The sequence below is a fragment of the Chloroflexota bacterium genome, from assembly GCA_018825785.1.
Lineage (GTDB): Bacteria > Chloroflexota > Dehalococcoidia > JACVQG01 > JAHKAY01 > JAHKAY01.
Genome location: JAHKAY010000020.1, coordinates 26,423 through 47,732, shown reverse-complemented (window position 1 = coordinate 47,732; position 21,310 = coordinate 26,423). Strand labels below are relative to the sequence as shown.

Genomic DNA, 21,310 nt, shown 5'->3' with positions numbered 1-21,310 from the left:
GCTACCTCAGGAAGGCTTTCTCCGCCGGATAAGGAGCAGGGCCACCACGACTACCAGCGCCCCAATAGCGATAAGCCAGGGCCAGGGTATCCGGCTGGGTGCCCCGGAAGGTGGCGGGGTAGGCGTCAGCCCGGGGGTCCCGGTGGGGGTCAGCCCCGGCGTTGCGGTGGGCGTCGCGCCCGGTGTGGGGGTGGCCTGTCTGGGGATAGCCACTTCCAACTCCACCCTCTCTTCAGTTGGGGCGGCTACCTCGGAGCTGGAGGCCAGCAGGAAAAGCTGGTAGAGGCCGACTTTCAGCGAGGAAGTCTGCTCCGGGCCCAGGGTGATGGCAAAATCCTTAGCCCCTCTCTTCTCTGCCTCCCCGGAGAGGAGGTTCTTCCGGCCCACCGGGTCATAGAGGGAATAGCGCAGGGATAGGGGTGTGGGCCCCTCCAGGCTTACCAGCACTTCGGCTTTGGCCCCGGGCGCTATTGGTTTCACATCCACTTTGGCGATGGCTACCCGGGGGATGGAGCCGTAATAACCGTCCCCGGGCTTGAAGGGGTAGGTGGGGTCCCGGAAAGCCTGCAGCTCGGCGAACTGGGCCGCAGGGTCAAAACGGACCATTTTGAAAGGGCCGTTGCTGATGACGGCCATCTGGTAGGTGTCTATCCACTGGACGGCAGCATTGTAGCGGGCCAGGGCCTCTTCCCGGGTGAGGAAGGTCTTTCCCCCTACCTGGAAGACGCTCTGAGGCACAAAGGCCTTCTCCTGGAAGTCCAGCAGGACTCGCCTTACTTGGAGGGCGTCTCTCTTCACCAGGTTGAGCCAGGGGACCCCCAGGCGCTCGGCGGCGGTATCGGAGTAGGCGGCCCGCCGGTCCTCAAAGACCAGCCTGTCCGTGGCCGCCAGGATTTCCCAGGGCATGGTCAGCCCCACCACGCTGGCATAGGAGGCAATATAGCTGGTGTCAAAGTGCCAGTTGTCAACATAGACTTCCAGCTTGTTCCCGTCAAGGCGGAAGCCCCGGAAGGTGTCCAGATAGGGCTTGCTGGTAAGGGCCAGGGCGGGCTCAATGCGGGCCTTGTTCTCGTCGTAGACAAGGTCAAAGGTCTGATAGAGGTTGTAGAGGATATCGGCGGCAGTGATGGGCTGACCGTGGTGCCAGTTGGAGCCCAGGTAGAGGGAGTAATCAAAGGTGACCACGCTTATGGCCTGCCGCCCCGCTCCTACCGGGCTGAAGGCTTTGGCCTTGGCATCCCAGAGGAAGGCATCGGAGGGCACGTCTAGTTTTCCTTGCGGCCCTGAGGTCTTTACCTGGAAGGTGGCCCGGTAGGGGAGGGGGGTCCCCTTGAAGGGATGGGTGGCCAGGGGGGGGTCAAAGATGTTCTTCCAGATGTCAACGCTATAGACATCCCCGAAGCCGCCTATGGGGTTCCAGATGCTGCGCCCCGAGTCTACCCACAGGTTGCCTATGGTCAGGGTGTCCTTCCCGGGGACATAGGCCTCTCTCAGGGTCCACAGGGACCTGGGGCCGGAGGCCACATCCTCGGTAATCCCCCTCACCTCCTCCCGGCTGGGGGTGCTGTTGACTACAGTAGCCAGCCAGACGCGGACCGACTCCTCCGTGCTGAGGCGGGCAATCTGGCGGTAGAGGTCGTCCCTCTCCTGCTGGTTGGCGAAGTCTCCTCGGAAGAGGCGCTGGCCCAGCTGGTCCAGGGTGGGGTTCTCGTACTGCCAGAAGCCAACCTCCTGCCAGCCGGGCATATTGCCGAGCCAGGGGGCGGCCATAGAGTTGGCGTTGGCGTAGTCATAGCGCTCGGCAGCCCCCTTGCCCCAGCCCTCGGTATAGAGGTGCCACTGGAAGAGCTGGGGGTCGGTGCCATAGACGGTGAGGATGGCGGGGGCGAACTGCTGGTAGCTGGTGGCAACGGAGAACCCAGCCTTTTCCAGCTCCACCCTGACCAGGTCACCCACCTCCCGGCGCTCGTCCTCTGTCCGGATGATGAACTTGACCTGAATGGGCTTGTCCCGGTAATTCCAGCGCCCATCCTTCAAGGTGGCCCCGGCTTTCTTGAGGGCGTCGGCCATCATCGCTCTGCCCCGCTCCGCATCATAGCCCAGGTCAAATTCCCGGACCAGGTCGGAGACGGTAAGGTAATCGTAATCCGTGGGGCTTACATAGGTGACCATGGGCTGGGCCAGCCCCTTGTATATCTCCTGGGAGACAAAGGCGCGGTTGACCAGGTAGTTCATCGCATAGCGGACCTCCCGGATGGAGAAGGGGTTCAATTGCCCCTCGGCGGCGGGGGCGGGGTTGAGGATAAGGGAGATGGTGGTGGCGGGGGCCTCATAGACCTTTACCCCCTGTACCCCCTTCAGGGTGGCCGCGGCCTCCTTTTTGAGGCTGTAGAGATACAGGTCCATGTCCCCCCGGCGCAGGCTGGCTGCGGCAATATCCACATCGAAGGCCTTAAACTGGAGCCGCTCGGCGGCAGGGCCGGGCTTCTGGTGAGGAGGGACATAGGCCACCTGGGCGGAGACCGCCCCGGGGATGAGCAAAAGCCAGGCCAGGGCCAAAAGACAAAGCTTCTTCATCGTGCCCCCCTTCGGGAGAGAGCCAGGAGGGCCACCAGCAGTGCCAATGCCGCCACTACCAGCGCCACCACCAGCGGCCAGGAGGAGCCCTGGCTTGCCGCTGGCGCAGGGGTCGCCGGGGCGGTGGCAGCAGGGGCTGGGGTGGGGGTGGCTGCCGCAGGGGCGGCGGTAGGCTGTGGGGCGGGCGTCTTCTGGACTATTGCGGCTATCTCGGTGACCCTGTCCTGAAGGCTGGTCACGACCTTCTGGAAGCTGTCAAAACCAAACTCCGTGAAGAAAGAAGTGGTAGCCATATTGCCGGAGGTATCCATCACGCTCATCGGAGCCGCCCCCTCCCCGGCAATTGGGATGAAGAGGGGGATGGAGAAGGTCCCGTCATCCCGGGCCCGCCCTGCAGAGATAACAACACCACCCAGCACCACATATATCTCCGTGTCCGGCTGGTAATTGTTGCCCTGGACAATGACATCCCGGCCGCTGGGCCCGGAGGGGGGGGAGAGGAAGATGGAGGGGGCGGGCATGAGCTTCTTCCGGGCGAAGGCAATCTTCTGGTTTATTCCGCCCATTTCCCCAAGGCGGCTATCGGCCCAGACCATGTAAACATCATCCTTGGTCGCCTTGATGGAAAAATAGTCCCCGATAAACCCGCCCCCGGGGAAGGCGAAGTTGGGATTGGAAGGGAAGTCGCTGACGCGGCTGTTCAGTTCCCAGGTCCTCCCCGCATCCTTGGAGGTGGAGTAGTAAATATGATAGGAAAGCTCGGAGGGGTCGTTCCTCATGTCCCCCCACATCATGTGGAGAACCCCGTTAGGGTCCACGGTCACCGAGGGGAAGAACTGGAAGCGGCGGCTAGCGTCATCGTTCACCCTTACCGACCGCTCCCAGGTCCTGCCTTTGTCCAGAGAGCGGACAAGGAACACGTCCCCCACGTCATCAGGGTTATCGGGAGGGGGAGCAGTGTAGGCGATGTAGATTTCGCCCTGGGGGCCGACTGCTATCTGGGGGAAGCAGGTGCCCCAGACGCGGAATGAGGCGGAACGGGGCAGATAGGGGCCTTCAACGAAGGTGGCCGCCAGACGGGGCGTCTGGAAGGAAGCCCCCCCGTCATAAGAAGCAGCCGCCCATATCTCCCCCCGGCCCTCGTTCATATCGTCCTCAGTGCTATCAAACCAGGCCACATAGAGGGTGCCGTCGGGGCCTGCCACCGGCTGGGACCCCTGGACTACCCGCCGCGTTTGCTGGCCCACGTTGAAGACGGCAGGACTTACCCGCACCGGCTTGCTCCAGGTCAGGCCCCCGTCCTCCGACCGGACCATCTCTATAGAGGTTGTCTCAGAGGCGATCATTATGAAGGGGACCTCATCCGACCAGGCGAGCACCCACTGGTCGGTAAACTTCGTGTAGGTGAGGTAAATAATGTCCTTGCTGGGGTCTTTGGGGTTGGGGCCTACCGTCATCCAGGGCTTATCAACAAGCCCCACCTCTATATCCGCCCGCGGCCGGCCTGTCGCGTCGGTAGAGTTCTGAACGGTAGCATACGCCGGGGCTGCAGTGAGGGTGTCTTTCCAGGTGTAGCCGCTGTCTTCTGAATGGCTCACATCCACATTGAGGACACCCACGAAGACCTGGAGCCCATCCAGCCAGAGGGTTATGAAGTCAACGGAGAGTTGGGCTGCGTAGATATTGGCCTTCCGGTCAAAGGCCAGCACGGGGTCTCCTGCCCCGGCCAATGCCTGTCGAGATACCTTGGCTATGAAGGGTCCCTCCCAGGTTGCCCCACCATCAATGCTGTTATAGGTGGCTATCCCCTGGAAGTTGTAGTCTATCGTGGCCATCACGATGTGGTTGGGGTCCTTCGGGTCAACAGCCAGATGGGGTTCGGTCTGGATGGGTGCGCGTCCCTTGTCCCGGCTGACCAGGATGTTGCGGCTGAACTTGGCCGAGGGGTCCCGATAGGGTATGAGGGCGGTGGCCGCCGCCCCGGGGGCCTGAAGCAGGACCCCTCCCCCTCCCAAGCCCGGGCCTTCCAGTTTCTCTTCCGCTTCCCTTCCCGGCAGTCCGGGTGGCACCGGGCGCAGGAGCGGGTCCTGACCGGAAAAGACCATCCCGGCCCTTCCGGAAATGGCCTGTGGCTGGGGCGGGAGAAGGACCAGCGGCTCCAGCTTCTTGGGGGAGCCTGTCTCGGCCTGGGCGAAGGGGACCATCACCAGCAGGACTGAAAACGCCGCCAAAATAGCCAGCAATCGTCTTGCTCTTAGTCTCATCGCCCTTCCCCCCTAGAGTTAATGTTGACACATTATAGAGTGAGAGCCTACAATTGTCAAAGTATAATTTCCGTTTGGAGGGGCTGGTGAAGAGAGCCATCTGGATACTTGTTCTCGTTGGGCTTGTTGCCGCTGGCCTCTTTTTTGTTTTCCGCTCGGCCCCCCCTCCGACCCCGGCCCCTACGCCAACCCCCACGCCTGTGGTCACTCCTGCCCCCGCCCCCACTCCTACTCCTGCTCCAACCCCTACCCCAACTCCTGCTCCAACCCCTACTCCAACTCCTGCTCCAACCCCTACTCCCATCCCGACACTGGTGGCTACCCCAACCCCTACTCCCATCCCGACACTGGTGGCTACCCCCACCCCTACCCCTCGGCCTACTCCGACCCCAACGCCCACGCCGACCGCTACTCCCGCTCTGACCCCCACGCCTGTCCCTTTCCCCCTCGCCCGCTATGAGAACAGCTTTCTTGGTTTCAGCCTGGCCTATCCCGTCGGCTGGGTGGTCAATGAGACAGGTATCCTGGCCCCCGTGGTCGCTGTAGGTCCCCTGGGCGAGACCTCCACTGGTCTGACCGTCTATGTGGAGTACACGAACGAGGTGCTTTCCCCCGCCAAGGCGGGTGAGCTGGTTATAGCCCAGGGCCTGAGCGTCCCCGGTGCCAGGTTGCTCTCCGAAAGGGAACTGGAAATAACCGGGGGCTCAGCCTATGAGTTAGTCATCGCCGTTGGCCGTGGGGAGGGGGAACAGCGGTGGCTGGTGCTGCTGGCCCCGCGGGGCACTCAGCTCCTTACCACTCTTCTTATGGCCCCTCTTGCCACCTTTGAGGAAAGGGCCCAGGAATACATGGCCATCCTGAGGCAGCTTCGGTTGGAGGAGGCCCGCCCCTTTGGTATCTCCCCCCGGGAAGCCCTCACTATCTACTACCCGGAGCCCTTTGCCCTGGACCCCGCCCAAGCTGTGGAGTCTTATACTGTCCAGTATGTCACCCAGGTCTTCGGTGGCTTGGTGGCCCTCTCCCCGTCCCTGGAGGTGGTAGGCGACCTGGCGGAGAGATGGGAACCTTCTGCCGGTGGCACCGTCTATACCTTTTATCTCCGACCCGATGCCCGTTTCCATGACGGAAAGCCGGTTACGGCGGCGGATGTCAAGTATTCCTGGGAGCGGGCGGCCATGATGGGGTCCATTACCGTTCCTACCTATCTGGGAGATATTGTCGGGGTGAAAGAGGTGGTGGAGAAGAGGACCAGGGAAATCAGCGGGGTGGAGGTGGTGGGGGAGAGGACGCTGCGGGTGAGGATTGATGCCCCCAAGGCCTATTTCCTGGCCAAGCTGACCCATCCTGTGGCCTATGTCGTGGACAGCAAGAACGTGGAACAGGGGCTGGAGTGGTGGAGACAGCCCAACGGCACCGGCCCCTTCCGCGTGAAGGGGTGGGAACCAGGGATGGCCATGGCCCTGGAAGCCAATAAGGCATACCACCGGTCTCCCCCCCAGCTTGCCTATGTGCTCTTCCTCTTCCTGGGGGCAAACCCCTCCAGGATGTATGAGAGCGGTGAGGTGGATGTGGCCTTCCCCTCCCTAGAGGAGGTAGATGAGATAAAGGTCTCCGCTAGCCCCCTGGCAAAAGAGCTCCAGGAGAAGGCCCAGCTCAGTATTTTCTATGTAGCTTTCAATACCGCCCGACCCCCATTTGACAACGCTGAGGTGCGCCGGGCCTTCCTCCTGGCTACTGACCGGCAGCGCCTGCTGAAGGAGGTGTACGGGGACCTGGTGGCCATGGCCCAGGGCTTCATGCCCCCCGGCCTGCCAGGCTACAACTCCCAGCTTAACCCCCTCCCCTATGACCCCGCGGAGGCCCGCCGTATCCTGGAGTCCGTCTATGGCACGGGACAACTGCCCCCCATCATCTTCACGGCCCCAGGGCCGCTTGCCCCTCCCCCTGAAGTGGGGGCCCTTGTCCAGATGTGGCGGGAGAACCTGGGGATAACGGTGCAGGTGAGACTGGTGGACCCAGGCATCTATTTCAACCTTCTGCAAAGCCAGCCGGACAACATCTTTGAGTTTGGGTGGGTGGCGGACTACCCGGACCCCGAGAACTTTCTGGACATCCTCTTCCATTCCGATTCCTACAACAATAACGGCGGATATCACAGCGAGGAGGTGGACCAGCTTCTGGAGAAGGCCCGTGTAGAGCCGGACCTCCAGGCAAGGCTCCAGCTTTACCAGAAGGCGGAGGAGACCCTGCGGAAAGACGTTGCCGCTATCCCGCTACACTTTGGCAAGGCGTATTTCCTGGTCAGCTCCCGGGTGAAGGGGTTTGCCCTCAGCCCCCAGGGGCTGATGAACCTCTGGCAGGTCTCCCTCACCCCTTAGCCCGAAAGGGGGCAATGCCCCCACCCATAAGCCTCGGAGACAGGCTGGCCTTTGGCTGAGGAAAGGCCCATCTAGTCCGGCCTCTCGCATAGCAGGCCCTTAACCGAAGGGAGAAGCCCATCGGGGTTAGTGCCAGTAGCCTGGGCCTTGAGATTGAGGTAGATGGCGGCGGCGCTGCCCCCGGTGAAATCCCGCTCCTGGATGGGCGTCTCATCCAGGAGGACCAGCCGGCGGGCCTGAGCAGCTGCCTTGAGGTTGAGGAGGTTGGCCCAGCCGAAGGGCACCTCGGCCATCACCACCACCTCGGCCTCAGCAATCAGCTCCAGGTTATGCTGGTAGCTCTTCCCGTCTATGCCGGAGAAGGCAGGGATGGCCACTGCAGGGACCCCCAGGGCCCGGGCCGCCGCCAGGTCGGTATCCCCTTCGTTCAGCACCCCGATGCTCAAGCGGTAGCCCTCGGCATGGAGGGCCTGCATTACCCTGGCGGCTTTGCCCCCGCCCCCGATGATATGGATGCGCCGTCCGGTCCTGGGCCTGCGGGGGATGGGGTCAATCACGGGATGGCCGCCGAGGAGGTGGGGATAGACAAGGGCCTCGACCCCGAAGGCTGCCTCTATGTTCTCCGGCGTGAGCACCTCTTCTGGCAGGCCCTGGGCCCGGATGGAGCCGTCTTTCAAGAGCACCAGGCGCTTGCAGAACCGGGCGGCCTGGGTGAGGTCATGCATGGCGACAAGGCTGCTGAGGCCCCGCCGGGCCAGGTCCTGCACCAGGGCTATCGTCTCCAGCTGGTGCTGGAGGTCCAGATGGGCCAGGGGCTCATCCAGCAGCAAAAGCTGGGGCTCCTGGGCCAGGGCCCGGGCGATAACCAGTCGCTGTCTTTCCCCTCCCGAAAGCTGGCCCACCGTCCGCTGGGCTAGCTGCTCCATCCCTGTCTTCTCCAGGGCCTCCCAGGCCAGGGCCAGGTCCTTCTGCCCCTCAAAGCCCAGGAAGCCCAGGTGGGGATAGCGGCCCATGAGGGCAATCTCCAGAGCGGTAAAGGCCACGGGGAGGGAGGGGTTCTGGGGCACCACCGCCACCAGGCGGGCCAGGGCCAGGCGGGACATCCTGTGGAGGCTCTGGCCGTTGAGGGCTATCTCTCCGGCCCAGGGGCGGAGCACCCCGCTGATGGCTGTGAGGAGGGTAGTCTTGCCTGAGCCGTTGGGGCCAAGTATCCCCAGGACCTGGCCCGGGCCCACCTCCAGGCTTAACTGGCGGAGGACCACCCGGCTGCCATATCCCAGGGTTAAATCCTTTATCCGAAGGGGGAGCACTCTAGAATACCGCCCTTTTCTTCTGCCTCAGCAGATAGAGGAAGAAGGGTGCCCCGACAAAAGCGGTGACCACCCCCACAGGGATTTCGGTGGGGGAAAAGATGGTGCGGGCAAAGGTGTCGGCCAGGATAAGGAAGATGGCCCCCGCCAAACAGGAGAGGGGGAGCAAGAAGCGGTGGTCCGGCCCCCAGACCAGGCGGACGGCATGGGGGACGATGATGCCCACGAAGCCAATGGTCCCCGCAAAAGAGACAGCTGTGGCGGTGACCAGGGTGGCCGCTATCAACAGGGTCACCTTCACCCGCTCCACATGGACACCTAGCTGCTGGGCCTGCTCTTCGTCCAGCTGCATCAGGTTAAGGGGTTGGCTGTAGAGGTAGATGGCCCCAGCCCCCACTATCACATAGGGAAGGAGGACCTTCACCTCGCCCCAGTGGCTCAGGGAGAAGCCGCCCATCAGCCAGAGGAGGATGCCGTGGAGCTGATGCCCGGATATGATGAGGAGGTAGGAGGTGATAGATGCCAGGAAGGCCCCCAGGGCCACCCCGGCCAGGATGAGGGTGGTCATGGGGAGGGCCCTGCCCACCTGTGCCAGGGCGTAAACGGTGGCGGCGCTCAGGAGCCCTCCGAGAAGGGCCAGGACGGGGACCAGCCCCAGCCCCATGACGGTGCCGGAGAAGGGGAGGAGGAAACCGATGGTGGCCCCCAGGGCCGACCCCTGGGCCACCCCCAGGAGATAGGGGTCGGCCAGGGGGTTGCGGAAGAGGCCCTGGTAGGTGGCCCCCGCCATGGCCAGGGCCGCCCCCACCAGCCCCCCCAGAATGACCCGGGGCAGCCTTATGTCCAGGACGATGGTGGCCAGGGTCTCCGGTGTCCGTGGGGGGTCTATCCAGGGCAGCCAGGAGAAGAGCAGACCGCCGACGGTGGCCCAGGGGATATCCACGCTGCCCACCGCGGTGGCCAGTGCCACACTAGCGCCAAGAAGGATGAAGAGCCCCAGGATGGCGTAGGCCCGCCGGCGCCTCTCGGCACGGAGGGCCAGGCCTATCTCCTTCACCTGTTCAGCTCCGGCCTTCACCTGTTCAGGTCCGGATGAAGAAGCCGGAGCATCTCTTCCAGGCCCTCCACCAGCCGGGGGCCGGGGCGGGAGACAATATCGGCGTCAATTTCATAGACCCTGCCCTTCTTGAGGGCCTCGGTCCCCTTCAGCCTGGGCTCGTCCCGGGCCCAGAGGTAGGGCGCTCTCAGCGCCTCCCCGTGCCCGCTACTGGCAATGATGACCTGGGGGTCCCTGTTCAGCACCATCTCCAGGTCCACCGTCTTGTACCCCTCCAGGTCGGGGAAGAGGTTCTGTCCCCCGGCCATGGAGATGAGCTGGTCTTCCCATGTCCCCTTCCCTGCCGTCCACAGGGGGTCATGCCAGGTGATAGAAAGCACCCGGGGCCTCTCTTGGGGGGAGAGCCCGGCAACTCTCTGGGATACGGCTCCAATTCTTATCTTCATCTCCTCCACCAGCCTCGCTGCCTCGGCCTCTGTGCCGGTCGCCCGGCCCAGGAGGACGATGGACTCCAGCACCTGGTCCATGTTTCTGGGGTCAATGACGAAGACGGGGAGGTTCCTCCGTTCCAGCTCAGGGACGACCTCTTTTTCGTGGATCTGGTCGGCAACAATAAGGTCGGGGGAGAGGGCGACCAGCTTTTCCAGGTCGGGGTTGGAGAAGCCCCCTATTCTTGGCTTGTTCAGGGCTTCTGGGGGGAAATCGCAGTAATCGGTGACCCCCACCACCCTGTCCCCCAGCCCCAGGGCAAAGAGGATTTCGGTGTTGGAGGGGGACATGGATACTATCCTCTGGGGGGGGCCATCCAGACGGACGGGCCTGCCCAGCTGGTCGGTAATCTCACCGGGGGCGGGCGCTGGCAGGGCGCAGGCAGAAAGAAGGAAGACCAGCGCGAGAACAACCAGGGCCAACTTTCTCATAGAACCTCCCTAAAAACAAAATCCCCTCACCGCTGAGGTGAGGGGCCGGGCAAAATAAACTCCTACCCCTCTCCTGCGGAGGCATGTAGGATATTCAGAGGCGGACGTTCTGGCTTGTCGCCTGGGGCGACTCACAGCGGCGCGACCGCGCCGGTATTTCACCGGCTTGCTGCCCAGTTAGGCCCTCGGTCACCCTCGGGCACCTCTGGCTATCGCTTATTCAATTGGCCTGATTATACCCTGTCCTCCGGGGAAATCAAGGGGCCTTTGGGAAGTCAAAGAGATTGACCTGGGGGCTGGGACCGGGGTAGAATTCAGTGGGCCGAGGTGGCGGAATGGCAGACGCGCTGCGTTCAGGGCGCAGTGGGCATCGCCCATGGGAGTTCAAATCTCCCCCTCGGCACTGGCGCTTGTAGCTCAGCGGATAGAGCGCAGCCCTGCGGAGGCTGAGGCCGTGGGTTCGAATCCCGCCAAGCGCGCCATTCTCGGGCGGTTAGCTCAGCGGTTAGAGCATCTGCTTTACACGCAGGAGGTCACAGGTTCAAGTCCTGTACCGCCCACCATTTGACTTGTAGGCGCACTTCCTCTAATCTGAAACTGGCGGAAAGAGGAGGTGCGTTGTGAAAACCGGCAGACCTAAATCGCATATATATGCGCCTAATGTTCAAGCTGAGCCTATCTCAAATGAAGACATAATTCGCAGCTTTCTATTGAGCCTGGGAGGCTCGGGGAGGGTGGAGCGGACACTGGAGACTTACGGGCAGGCTTTGAGGATGCTGGTGGAGTTCGCCAAGAGGGAGGGGTTGCCCGCGCTGGTGGAGATGGAGCCGGACCACCTGCGTTACTGGCTACAGAGTCTATACAAGCGAGGCAACAAGGCAAGCTCGGTTTCCGTGAGATACCGCGCTCTAAACCGCTTTTACCGCTGGGCCGTGCGCGAAGGGGAGTTGGATGAAAATCCTCTGGCCAAGGTGGACCCGCCCCGAATCCCAGACGAGATTCAACCGTGGTATCGCCCGGAGGAGGTGGAGAAGGTGCTAAGGGCGGTGGGGCGGGAGCCGGGTGTCAAAGCATTTGAGTACCGCGACACAGCGCTGATTCTCACCCTCTACGATGCTGGCCCGAGGGCGGCAGAGGTCTGCGGCATGAAGGTGTCCGACATCGACTGGAAGCACCGCACTGTTCTGGTGATGGGCAAGGCAGGGAAGCAGCGGAGAATCAGCATCGGGGCCAGGGCGGCAGAGGCCATTGACCGCTACCTCAGGAGGCGGGGGGTTAAGTCCGATATCCTGTGGCTGGCCAAGGGGACCAAGTCCTTCACCACGAACGGGCTGCGGATGATGCTGGAGCGGCGCTTCAAGATAGCCGAAGTCCAGTTCCGCGGCGCCCATGCCTTCAGGCGGGGCTTCGCCATGTCCTACTTGGCTGCCGGTGGGCAGGAAGGAGACCTCAAGGAGTTGGGTGGGTGGGAGTCTTACGCCATGGTGAGCCGCTATGCCAGAGGAAACGCAGCCGAGAGAGCTGTAGACGCCCACAAGAAGTTTAGTCCCGGCGACCGCCTGAACGTGCACTAGAAGAGCAGACCTTCTGCACCCAAGCGTCTGCGTGGCCTGATGCAGGCCCAAGTTGTGGTGCCCCGTGCCTTGGCGGCTTCCCCGTTCAGGAGGGCCGGACTAAGATGGCAGCACCGAAGGGCCGCAGGAAGATGCCCGCGGGTGGGCCTCAACGGGAGAGACCCTATCACGCCTCGCGCGGACTGCTACCAGTATTCGAGCCAGACCAGAGTTTCTCGTACCACTCACGGTGTTCCCGACCGCTCACTTTCCGGTACTTGGCCGTCGTATTGAAGCTGGCGTGCCCCAGGTGCTCTTGGAGAAGGCGGAGCCCGTCGCCGGAATCATCCACCTTCACCGCATGGACCGCAAAGGCGTCCCTAAGCCGATGGGGACTCACACCAAGAGTCCTGCCCGTTTCCGCGCTAACCAGGGGAGGCAGCCCTGCCCTCTCGGAACAGTCCCTCACGACCCTCCATGCCTGGCCATAGTGAAAACAATATTCCTATTTGCCAGAGGTTAGACCTGACGAGGGCGGGCCACCGCAGGGAGGAGGCTTAGGTGGGCCGGGCTGTCACCCAGGAAGGAGCTGAGGTAGCCAGTAGTGCGGCCCCGACGGGGATTCAACCCTTAACTGCCACAGCCTATCCAGTATCTACGCTCATACCTGACTGGAAACCATCTAGTAGAGCCCCTGCGCTAGCGACCTCTCCGGAGAGTGTCGCTGCTCTCACAGGACGCCCGGCTAGCGGAAATGGCTGCAGCAAACTAGCCGCCGAGACCGGCGTTTCCCGCAAGAGCGTACGTTCGGCAACAAGGGCAGTCTGATGTCAGCTACAGGGCCCTCCCGGTACTTAGGGCACCATGGATACCATGACGACAATGACGACCATGATGATCACTATGACAACGACTATGTCCGTGAAATGTCGCGGTGGCGGGATGGCCGCCGTGGAACTAGAGTGCCACTACTCCAACGGCCAGGCTTGAAATTGGAGTGGGAGTTGTGGGAGGGCAGACCCCATCGGGCGGAGGTTGAAAATGAGAAATCAAAGGAAATCCGAGATTCTGTCTCTTCTTGAGGACGGGGACTCGTGGACGGCCTCGGAGGTGGAGGAGGCGCTGGGCGTGAGCCCTACCGATGCCTCGGAACTGCTCAGGCGGTACCACAAATATGGACTCCTGGTCAGGCAGCGGCTCAGGGGCCCTGGGGCACCGCCGCGTGCCTACGGCTACCGCATTACGGAGAAAGGGATCTGCAGGCTAGACTGGCTAAGGAGTCACAGCAAAGCCAGCAAATGTGAGGAGATTGGCTTTCTCGAGAATGAGAGCGAAGACAACGAATGGGAGGTGGAATTTGCCTAGCGAACCATTGGCGATCATCCGCAGGACCGAGGAGGGGATTGAAGTGGAACCCCTTGAAGGAGAGGGGGCAGCCCTCATCCGGGAGGTGAAGGAGCGTGAGGGGAAGAAAAAGGTCACGATCAAGAGTGCGGTACCCGAGGGCTGCCCTATGGAGCCGGAGGTCCCGGCGGAGTTGGCTCTCTGTGCGACCCTGCAGGATCTTAGGGCGGCCCGGATGGGCAAGATGGACCTCACCTTTCTCCTCAAGCGCCTCGCTACGCGAGAAGTCCTGCGGCAGGCGTACGAGAGGGAGGGCCTGACGGAGGAAGTGTCAGATGAAATCCGGAAGTTGAGGGAGGGAGAACTGCTGTAGGCATGTCGCAAGGGGTCCCAGGCGTGCCGCAAGCGGCCCTGCAACCCGGTCCGGAGGCGTGCTGATCACAAGAAGGAGGTTAACATCGATGACACACAAGCTGTCGCCGCAGAAGGCTTCGAGGATCATGGCGTTGTATTTCCAGGGCCGTTCGCAGCCGGAGATAGCCGGTAGACTCAAAGTGGATCAAAGCACAGTCTCTCTCTACGTCACCAGGTTCAAGCACCTGGCAGAGGAGAAGGGACTGAAGGCTGCTGGAGAGGAGTTCAACATGGTGAACGAGGTTGAGGCGCTGCACAGCCTCGCGGAAGAGTTGAAAGACTGCTACCTCACGGTGGAGGAGGCAAAGGCCGGGCTCAAGATGGAGAGCCTCCTCCAGAAGTGCGGGATAGAGCCCGAGCACTACAAGGACGTGCTAAAGGCCTGCGTGAAGATGAATGCCGAGGGCTTCGTCACTGCGGCGGTGAGACTCAGCCAGCTGGAGGCCAGCACCGGCTTGGGCTACCAGGAGCTTGTTGCCCGGTGCGAAAGCGCTCACGAACAGCTGGGGAAAACCGAGGAAGACCTGCAAGCCGTCACCGCCAGGCTGGAGAAGGCAAAAGACGAACTCGCGAGCATAGAGAAGCAGAACAAATCAGCCGGTCAGAACCTGAAAGCCTACATGGACCAGGTTGGTCTTGATACGGGCCGGCTTGAGCAGGTCGAACAGCTGGCCGGCACACTCAAGAAAGCGGGGGCGTCAAACGAGGAGCTGGAAGGCTTCATCCAGCGCCAGCGGCTCCTTGCCAAGGCCGGCATTGGCCTTGATACCTTTGCGGCAATACTGCAGCAAGCGAGAGTCCTTACGTTGAAGGACAAGGGGAAGGAGCTGCTTGAGAGGCTGTCAGAGTACGGCAGCCTGACCGGGGCTCTCGAAGGGCTTCAGAGCGAAGTGCACTCACTCGGCAAGCAGGTGCAGGGCATGGAGGAGAAGACGGCACTCAAAGGCAAGCTGGATGCTGATGTCGCGAAGCTGGCCGCAGAAAAAGCCATCTTGGAGCCTTGCGTCGGGCAGCTGGCAAAGAAGCAGACGGCGCTGGATGAGATAGAAGTTCAGATAGCGGGCCTGCAGGAGAAACAAGACACCCTGGGACGGCACATCCGTGAGAAAGAGGCCAGGAGGGATCTCCTGGCCGGTGAGCTGGAAACGTTGGAGCAGAAAGCCGCCGGGCTCAGGGACGTGGACAAGCAAATAGAGGTAGCCTCCGCCCGCCTGGCAGAGATCAGGTCCGAGATACAGGGAGCCGGGGCCAGATGGGAGATCTTTGAGGGCCTCGTCGGCTTTATCGGTTCAACGTCCCTCACGTCCGCTGAAGCCTTTGTGAGTTCCGCGCCCCGGCTGTTGGACGAGACGAGAAAGGGGACCTACAACTCCGACGCTTTGAAGAGGGCTGTTCTTGACGGACTCACCGGCGGCATGCTGAAATCGCTGGTGTGTGAATCCTGCGGCGCGAGATTCGATGTGGACAAGCCGCATCGAAGGTTCTCTGATTATGAGTGCCCGGCCTGCCACCTGAGCTACTCGGTGAAGGTTGACCGCGACGCTCTTCAAATCCTGACGCCGTCGCTGGCGCCTCCACAACGCGTGATCGTGCTGAAAGCGCAGCCCCATCTGAAGGCGACGGGTCCCACCGTGGTATACCGCCTGCAGCCTTATGGGGAGTCCGGGACTGAGAACTGGAGCCCTTGCGGTCACGCAGGGGCGGAAGATTGTTAGCTGACATGTTGCCCGTGAAGGCTGCAAACGGAGGCCACGCTCTCGGACGTCGTGCAGCCACGGCATGCGACCATCCAAGAGTGCGCAGTGAATAGGACTGCCAGCCCGGCATGCTGAGCTGGAGGGGACTGCCAGGAGGGGGCTTCAATTGCGTCGCGCTGCCCCGCATGGCGGAATGGCGACCGGGGTGTAACGGCAGCGGCTGGTGAGACATTCTGTCCAAACGTCTCCTGGGTGCCTCGATTCGACCAGACTGGACTATTGCCAATCAAATGGGCCTTGAATGCATTTCAGCATGTGTTTCGAGAATGCGGTACAATAGGCTGTAATGTGGCCTTTCCGACATAAGAACACACAACGGGAATTTGAGCGTTCTGGTCCCACATGCTCAGATTGCGGGGGCAACAACACCAGATTGATAGTCTATCATGGTACGGACCAGCCCAATTGTGTCAGAATCTGGAGGGGGCATCGATCGTTGACCTATCAGGGTGATGAAAAAGTCCCGTAGAACGAGACCTTAGCTTTGGATCTGTCGGATATTTCGTATCTGCGTTTGGTTGGGCACCCCCTTTTTCAGCACCCTGATAGCCGAGCGCCTAGCTGCGTGCTCACAGCTGCTCAAACGTGCCAACTATAAATGCAACATTGGCGAGTCTCGTCATTTTGAATCCTCAATGGCCCGGCTTCCGCCGAGGCAGAGCGGAGGTCAACAATCTGAGTTCTCGTTAACTAAGATGGCCCAGAAGGCTTGGAGCCTAGCTTTCTTTCACGGCGACAACAATTTCGCCAGGTAGGCCAAACAACTTTTCTTTGTCCTTCTCTCTTATTTCATATCCAGCGTCCCGTAGGGATTGTTCCACGTAGATAGGCCTGCAATCAACATACTTAGGCCACTTTCTATGTGCCCATTCATAGAGCCTCAGTGAAAGAGATTCCCCGTTCTCTTTGGACATGCTGGCAACCCCGATCCTGCCCCCGGGCTTGAGCACTCTCTTGACCTCTTTAAGCAGCCTCGGGATCTCAGGGGTGTCAAAAAGTTCAAGGGTGAAGCTCATAAAGGCGGCGTCGAAAGTGTCGTCAGTATATGGGAGACTCAACGCATCCGCACAATGTAGCTCCACTCTTTCCATAAGCCGAGCTTTGCCTAGCCGTCTCCGTGTGACCTCCAGCATACCGGAGGAAATGTCTACACCGTAGACTCTGCCCGTCTTGCCAACCGCTTCTGCTATTCGCTTCAGACAATGCCCGGTACCAAAACCGATCTCTAGCACGGTTTCACCCTCTTTGATAGAGAGATGCTCAAGAGCCGTTTCAGCGTGCTTTCGCTCGAAGGGCTCAGCGAAGAAGTCGTACACCTTGCTTATGCGGTCATATGACCGCTTGGCTTCCTCTTTCGTTCTGGAAACAGGAAGTATGCCTGGAGCTTCTGGTCTCTTTCCCTTTTCCATCTCTCATACTCAAGTCTATCACACCTGCAGCTGGATATGGGTCCTGCACCGCCTCCCGGAATAAGTCGAACAGAACCAAGGGATTCTTGATCCCGAAGTTGCTGGACCCTTGCTGCCTCGCGACTCCTTCCTTCTGCTAGCGGCTGAAGACCCTGGTTAGCCCCGGTGTCCCCCAATGAATCAGCCGCCAGATACGCGAGATTCTGGCTCACACCTTGTTTGTAGTTTTGTCCAGGCTATATGATCAGGCCGGGTCAGCGCGGGTCGTCCAGTTCTCTATCAGTTGAGAAGGAGGTAAGAAGTGGCTTTCCCGGACCGTCTATGGCGTGCAGCCAGGCTCGAGGTCAACCTCTACGAGGAGGTTGAGGCGGACTCAAAAGCCACCAGGCAAGCGATGCTAGTGGTAATCATGGGGTCCCTGGCCACTGGCATTGGGAGCCTGACAGAAGGAGGGTGGCTGGGGCTCGTCTTCGGCATACTGGTGGGCCTGGTGGGGTGGGTGGTTTGGGCATGGCTAAACTACTTCTTGGGGGCGCGCCTCTTCAGAGAGCCCCAGACTCATGCGGACTGGGGACAACTGGCCAGAACTATGGGATTTGCTTACACGCCCAGGCTACTGGCGGTCTTAAGCCTCATCCCTATTCCTTCTCTGCTTGCCCTAGTCTTCCTTGGCGTCGCCGTGTGGAGTTGGGTCGCCATGGTGATTGCAGTGCGGCAGGCATTAGACTATAAGAGCACGACTAGGGCAGTGGGCGTTACCTTGCTTGGGTTCGTTCTGAACGTGGCTATCTTAGTAGTGGTGCAAGTGGTGCTAATTGAACCTATCGCACGCCTTGGTGGGTAGGAAAAGGACGAGGCCATCTGGCTGCGAACTCCTGACAAAGCCAACAGGTATCCCTGAGCAGGACGCGACAGAAGTCAGGATTGTTCAGCGACAGTCAGGCCCTTGCCGCAGACGACGTTGCCCTATCTCCAAACCAGCATTGTACGACTCCGTCGGCCCGATAAGAAAGTCGGTTTCCGGTGTGCTAGAATTGCCATCGCATGTGGCTATTGCCCTGACCATTTGGGCTAGCACGAGGCTGGCACCATGGCATGGCGGAGCAAGAAGGAGGTGTATCCGGTGTCGAAGTACGTCACTTTGGTCAGACTGTCAGCCCAAGGCATGGCGAGCATGGGTGACCCCAAGAAGGCTTATGATGAGATGGTAGAGGCCAGCGCGCGGATGGGGATCAACGTTATCGGAGGGTACGCCACGCTGGGGCCGTATGACCTGATGGTACTCTATGATGCCCCAAATGAGACGGCAGCCGCAGGTATGGCGATGGGCCTCTGTGCTAGGATGAACGGACAAGCAGAAACTTGGACTCTGATCCCCCCGGAGGATTTCGGCAAGCTGCCAGTCAAGAAGTAGGCAAGAGTTCACCTGGCGAGTCAGGTGGGCCCTGACTTCATTCGCAGCATCCAGGGCTGTTGTGGCATACACGTCGTTTCAGATGGTCCAACCATTCGAGCCCGATAGACAGAACGAAATGGCTTTCTGTTTCACCCTCGGGTTCCAATCCAGCTCGGGTCGCCTCTGTGGAGCGGTGAGGAAACGAGCCGGACTTAGACTATCTAGGGCGGCAAGCATCATGGCCAGGCACTCAGGGAGCTTGGCCGCACTTTCTGACTGCCCCCAGAGTGCCGGCTCCCAAAGTGTCCCACTATTGCTGACCTGCAACAAATTCTAAGTATTTTCTTAAAACAGGTCTTAAACCCTTGACAAAATGGTAACGCCTGATATGATAGTAGCCGTGATAGTAATAGGGGTAGTAACAAGACAGCGAAGGGGAGGCAGAAGTTGCCGATGAGCAGGCAGTTTACCCTCGGGGGCCGGGAGCTGGTAGTTGATGGAGGTGAAGAGGTAGTAACCCTTATGAAGGGGTTGCGGCCTAAGCCCGTAAGGCGGTATTTTGTGGATATCGACGGCGCTCGCTTCCCTGTCAAGCAGGTACTTGAGCGGCTCATGGAAGCTAAGGAGGTCGGCCTCTACGCCGCTGATGTTACCTCCAGAGATGCCAATCGGGTGCTGCGAACTCTAGGCTTTCAGGTAAAAGTAGTGTAACGAGGAGAAGGAGAGATGCTCTGGTTTCGCCGAAAACCGAGCTCGAATGGCAAGATCTACTCTGCAGTGGATGTGGGCACCACCAAGGTCTGCACTCTAATCGGTTCTATGGAAGATGACGACTACCTCCGCATATTGGGAGTTGGCATTTCCAGAAGCAAGGGCATGCGTAAGGCGGTAGTCATCGACCTAAAAGAAGTCGGGAAGTCGGTTAGGGACTCAGTAAAAAAGGCGGAGGCTGACAGCGGGCTGCGGTTGACCCCAGCCTATATTGGTATTACTGGCGGTCATGTCAGTTCCTTCAACACCCGCAGCACCCTGGCGGTGCCCGAAGGCCGCGAGGTGCAGACCAAGGAGTTGAAGCGGCTGGTCGGGCACGTGAATGATATGCGCATGTCGCGGGAGAGGGAGTTGGTCCATGCCCTGCCCCAAATGTATAGGCTGGATGGGCAGACAGGCATAAAGAACCCTGTGGGCATGCACGGCCTCAACCTGGATGCGGACGTCCATATGGTAACAGTGGCCGCCGATGCTGTTAAGAATCTGGTCAAATCAGTGCGGAAAGCAGGGGTGATTCCCGAAGACATCGTTCTGGAGCCGCTGGCCTCCGGTGAAGCGGTGTTGCGACCGGTGGAAAAGGATGTAGGTGTGGTAGTGGTGGACATCGGTGGCGGCACCACCGACATAGCAGTGTACAAGAACGGCAATATCCTGCATACCGCGGCTATCCCTGTGGCCGGCTATCAGCTGACACATGACCTGGCTGTAGGTCTGAACATCGCCTTCGAGACGGCTGAGGAGTTCAAGCTCAACCATGCCAGCCTGAACAGCAAGGCGCCTGTCTACCCGGCATCAGAAATCCCTCTTAGGGCTCGCGATGGCCAAGCGGTACCTTATCACAAAGCTATGGAGATCCTCTCCGCCAGAGTAGAGGAGTTGCTAAAGCTGATTTGGGTTGAGCTCTCCGGAGAGGACCTATCCAAATTGGCGCCAGCGGGAGTGGTCCTCACTGGGGGCACCTCCAAGTTGCCCGGCATTGCCGAGATGGCCCGGGAGGTGTTCAATGTACCCTGCCGTGTGGGTGTTCCGCGGAACATAAGTGGGATGGTGCAACACCTTCACGACCCGGCTTTCGCTACCAGCGTGGGCCTGCTTTTCTGGGGTGTTAAGTATGCCAAGCAAGAACTGAAGAAGCATCACAACCCCAGCCCACTGATGCGGCTGTGGCTTGGGGTGACGCGTCGCTGGCGAGGGACAGTTTGGTGACCTTTCCGAGGAGGGTAAAGAGGTGTCACAGCAATTGCGACTCTTAGAGGGCGAAGAGCGGATAGCCGATCTAGAGGCCACCGGAACCAGCAGCGTGGTGTTAACCAATAGGCGGGTATTCCTAACGCAACAGCAAGAAGGAGTGGAGCGAATTACTCCTCTAAAGCTGGAACATATCTCTTGTGTGGAGCTAGTGAAGGAGTCGCCGAAGTTACGTTATCTCATCGCCGCTCTGCTCGTCTGCACGGGCGGCGCTGCCTTGCTCCCCCAGCTAGTTCAGGCCTTGGGTGCCATCGTCTATTCCTCTGACAAGCTACCCGCTCTCCTCCTAGCACAGATACCTGGTCTCCTTTTAGGTGTCCTTGGACTTGTCCTAGTCGTCCTGGGGCTGCTATTGCTCAGCAAATATCTGAGATCGGCCCTGTACCCCATTTCCAGGATGGTCTTCAAGGGGACTGCGGAGGTCAGTGTGAATGTGTCCACCGAGGTAACCGACATGGCTCGGGAAATGATCTGCCTCATCCAGACAGAAAAAGGGAGCATGTCCCAGGTCATCTCCTAAAGCAAGCCTTAGTGGCGGCCCCGACGGGGAACCAACCCTCACCTGCGACCTTATTACTCCCTATCTGAGCTGATACCCGACTGGCAACCTCCCGCAAGAGAATCCTCCAAAGCCATCTCTGGCAACATAGTGCCCCGGCCTCCAAGGGCCACCACATCCGGCTATCCAGTTCGGAAGACCAAGGCTGGACTCCGGCTGAAGCAAACAAGCGAAAGATAATCTTTGGAGGTAACTGAAATGGTCACATGCGAACTCTGTGGCAAACAAGTTAAGACTGCGCAGGCGCTGAGAGGTCACAAGACCTTCGTTCATGGGATTATTGGCAGCATTACACCGCGGCCAGTTGCTGCACCAGCTACTGCGCAGCCAGTGAGTTTACTGAGGGACAGACT

17 protein-coding genes, 3 tRNA genes and 1 riboswitch are annotated in these 21,310 nt (G+C 60.3%); of the genes, 13 read left to right on the top strand and 7 right to left on the bottom strand.

Annotated elements, in window-relative coordinates:
- Nucleotides 1-6: 6 nt before the first annotated feature.
- Both KJ624_03575 and KJ624_03570 read right to left on the bottom strand, forming a co-directional pair.
- Complete coding sequence (locus KJ624_03575) at nt 7-2,577, bottom strand: hypothetical protein (GenBank protein MBU2008917.1); 2,571 nt, start codon at nt 2,575-2,577, stop codon at nt 7-9.
- Nucleotides 2,574-4,820: a glycoside hydrolase gene (locus KJ624_03570; protein MBU2008916.1), complete on the bottom strand. Its 2,247-nt coding sequence runs from the start codon at nt 4,818-4,820 to the stop codon at nt 2,574-2,576. Before KJ624_03570 ends, KJ624_03575 begins: the two co-directional genes overlap by 4 nt.
- Before the next feature lie 107 nt (nt 4,821-4,927).
- On the opposite strand from KJ624_03570, the gene KJ624_03565 reads away from it, so the two are divergent.
- Nucleotides 4,928-7,219 carry a hypothetical protein gene (locus KJ624_03565; protein MBU2008915.1) on the top strand — a complete coding sequence of 764 codons (2,292 nt, stop codon included), beginning with the start codon at nt 4,928-4,930 and terminating at the stop codon, nt 7,217-7,219.
- A 71-nt stretch (nt 7,220-7,290) separates the two neighbouring features.
- Here the strand turns inward: KJ624_03565 and KJ624_03560 are convergent, their stop codons facing one another.
- The 3 genes from KJ624_03560 to KJ624_03550 all read right to left on the bottom strand — a co-directional run bounded on the left by KJ624_03560 (nt 7,291) and on the right by KJ624_03550 (nt 10,506).
- The gene (locus tag KJ624_03560; GenBank protein MBU2008914.1) at nt 7,291-8,529 is read right to left on the bottom strand and encodes an ATP-binding cassette domain-containing protein; all 1,239 of its coding nucleotides are present in this window, start codon (nt 8,527-8,529) and stop codon (nt 7,291-7,293) included.
- Between the two features lies 1 nt (nt 8,530).
- The gene (locus tag KJ624_03555) at nt 8,531-9,532 is read right to left on the bottom strand and encodes an iron chelate uptake ABC transporter family permease subunit (GenBank protein MBU2008913.1); all 1,002 of its coding nucleotides are present in this window, start codon (nt 9,530-9,532) and stop codon (nt 8,531-8,533) included.
- Between the two features lie 71 nt (nt 9,533-9,603).
- Nucleotides 9,604-10,506 carry a cobalamin-binding protein gene (locus tag KJ624_03550; protein ID MBU2008912.1) on the bottom strand — a complete coding sequence of 301 codons (903 nt, stop codon included), beginning with the start codon at nt 10,504-10,506 and terminating at the stop codon, nt 9,604-9,606.
- A gap of 81 nt (nt 10,507-10,587) precedes the next feature.
- Nucleotides 10,588-10,728, bottom strand: a riboswitch (cobalamin riboswitch).
- A gap of 99 nt (nt 10,729-10,827) precedes the next feature.
- On the opposite strand from KJ624_03550, the gene KJ624_03545 reads away from it, so the two are divergent.
- The 4 genes from KJ624_03545 to KJ624_03530 all read left to right on the top strand — a co-directional run bounded on the left by KJ624_03545 (nt 10,828) and on the right by KJ624_03530 (nt 12,080).
- Nucleotides 10,828-10,909, top strand: a tRNA-Leu gene (locus KJ624_03545).
- A 3-nt stretch (nt 10,910-10,912) separates the two neighbouring features.
- Nucleotides 10,913-10,988: transfer RNA gene (locus tag KJ624_03540), tRNA-Arg, on the top strand.
- Nucleotides 10,989-10,993: 5 nt separating this feature from the next.
- Nucleotides 10,994-11,069: transfer RNA gene (locus KJ624_03535), tRNA-Val, on the top strand.
- A 147-nt stretch (nt 11,070-11,216) separates the two neighbouring features.
- Entirely contained in the window at nt 11,217-12,080 is an 864-nt protein-coding gene (locus KJ624_03530) for a tyrosine-type recombinase/integrase (GenBank protein ID MBU2008911.1), read from the top strand.
- A 166-nt stretch (nt 12,081-12,246) separates the two neighbouring features.
- Here the strand turns inward: KJ624_03530 and KJ624_03525 are convergent, their stop codons facing one another.
- Nucleotides 12,247-12,528: a hypothetical protein gene (locus tag KJ624_03525; protein ID MBU2008910.1), complete on the bottom strand. Its 282-nt coding sequence runs from the start codon at nt 12,526-12,528 to the stop codon at nt 12,247-12,249.
- Between the two features lie 572 nt (nt 12,529-13,100).
- On the opposite strand from KJ624_03525, the gene KJ624_03520 reads away from it, so the two are divergent.
- The 3 genes from KJ624_03520 to KJ624_03510 all read left to right on the top strand — a co-directional run bounded on the left by KJ624_03520 (nt 13,101) and on the right by KJ624_03510 (nt 15,532).
- A complete protein-coding gene (locus KJ624_03520; protein MBU2008909.1) occupies nt 13,101-13,424 on the top strand; it encodes a hypothetical protein in 324 nt (107 codons plus the stop codon).
- A gap of 43 nt (nt 13,425-13,467) precedes the next feature.
- Nucleotides 13,468-13,776 (top strand): hypothetical protein, encoded by a 309-nt coding sequence (locus KJ624_03515; GenBank protein MBU2008908.1) that lies wholly within the window; start codon nt 13,468-13,470, stop codon nt 13,774-13,776.
- An 88-nt stretch (nt 13,777-13,864) separates the two neighbouring features.
- Nucleotides 13,865-15,532, top strand: coding sequence for a hypothetical protein (locus tag KJ624_03510; protein ID MBU2008907.1), 1,668 nt, complete (start codon nt 13,865-13,867; stop codon nt 15,530-15,532).
- Nucleotides 15,533-16,290: 758 nt separating this feature from the next.
- On the opposite strand, the gene KJ624_03505 is transcribed toward KJ624_03510, so the two are convergent.
- Complete coding sequence (locus KJ624_03505) at nt 16,291-16,983, bottom strand: methyltransferase domain-containing protein (GenBank protein MBU2008906.1); 693 nt, start codon at nt 16,981-16,983, stop codon at nt 16,291-16,293.
- 394 nt (nt 16,984-17,377) lie between these two features.
- On the opposite strand from KJ624_03505, the gene KJ624_03500 reads away from it, so the two are divergent.
- The 5 genes from KJ624_03500 to KJ624_03480 all read left to right on the top strand — a co-directional run bounded on the left by KJ624_03500 (nt 17,378) and on the right by KJ624_03480 (nt 20,918).
- Nucleotides 17,378-17,827: a YIP1 family protein gene (locus tag KJ624_03500; protein ID MBU2008905.1), complete on the top strand. Its 450-nt coding sequence runs from the start codon at nt 17,378-17,380 to the stop codon at nt 17,825-17,827.
- Between the two features lie 246 nt (nt 17,828-18,073).
- Nucleotides 18,074-18,397, top strand: a complete 324-nt coding sequence (locus tag KJ624_03495) for a GYD domain-containing protein (GenBank protein MBU2008904.1) — start codon at nt 18,074-18,076, stop codon at nt 18,395-18,397.
- Between the two features lie 435 nt (nt 18,398-18,832).
- Nucleotides 18,833-19,090, top strand: a complete 258-nt coding sequence (locus KJ624_03490; protein MBU2008903.1) for a hypothetical protein — start codon at nt 18,833-18,835, stop codon at nt 19,088-19,090.
- 15 nt (nt 19,091-19,105) lie between these two features.
- Nucleotides 19,106-20,356, top strand: a complete 1,251-nt coding sequence (gene ftsA, locus KJ624_03485; protein ID MBU2008902.1) for a cell division protein FtsA — start codon at nt 19,106-19,108, stop codon at nt 20,354-20,356.
- 34 nt (nt 20,357-20,390) lie between these two features.
- Nucleotides 20,391-20,918 carry a hypothetical protein gene (locus KJ624_03480; GenBank protein ID MBU2008901.1) on the top strand — a complete coding sequence of 176 codons (528 nt, stop codon included), beginning with the start codon at nt 20,391-20,393 and terminating at the stop codon, nt 20,916-20,918.
- Nucleotides 20,919-21,310: the final 392 nt, after the last annotated feature.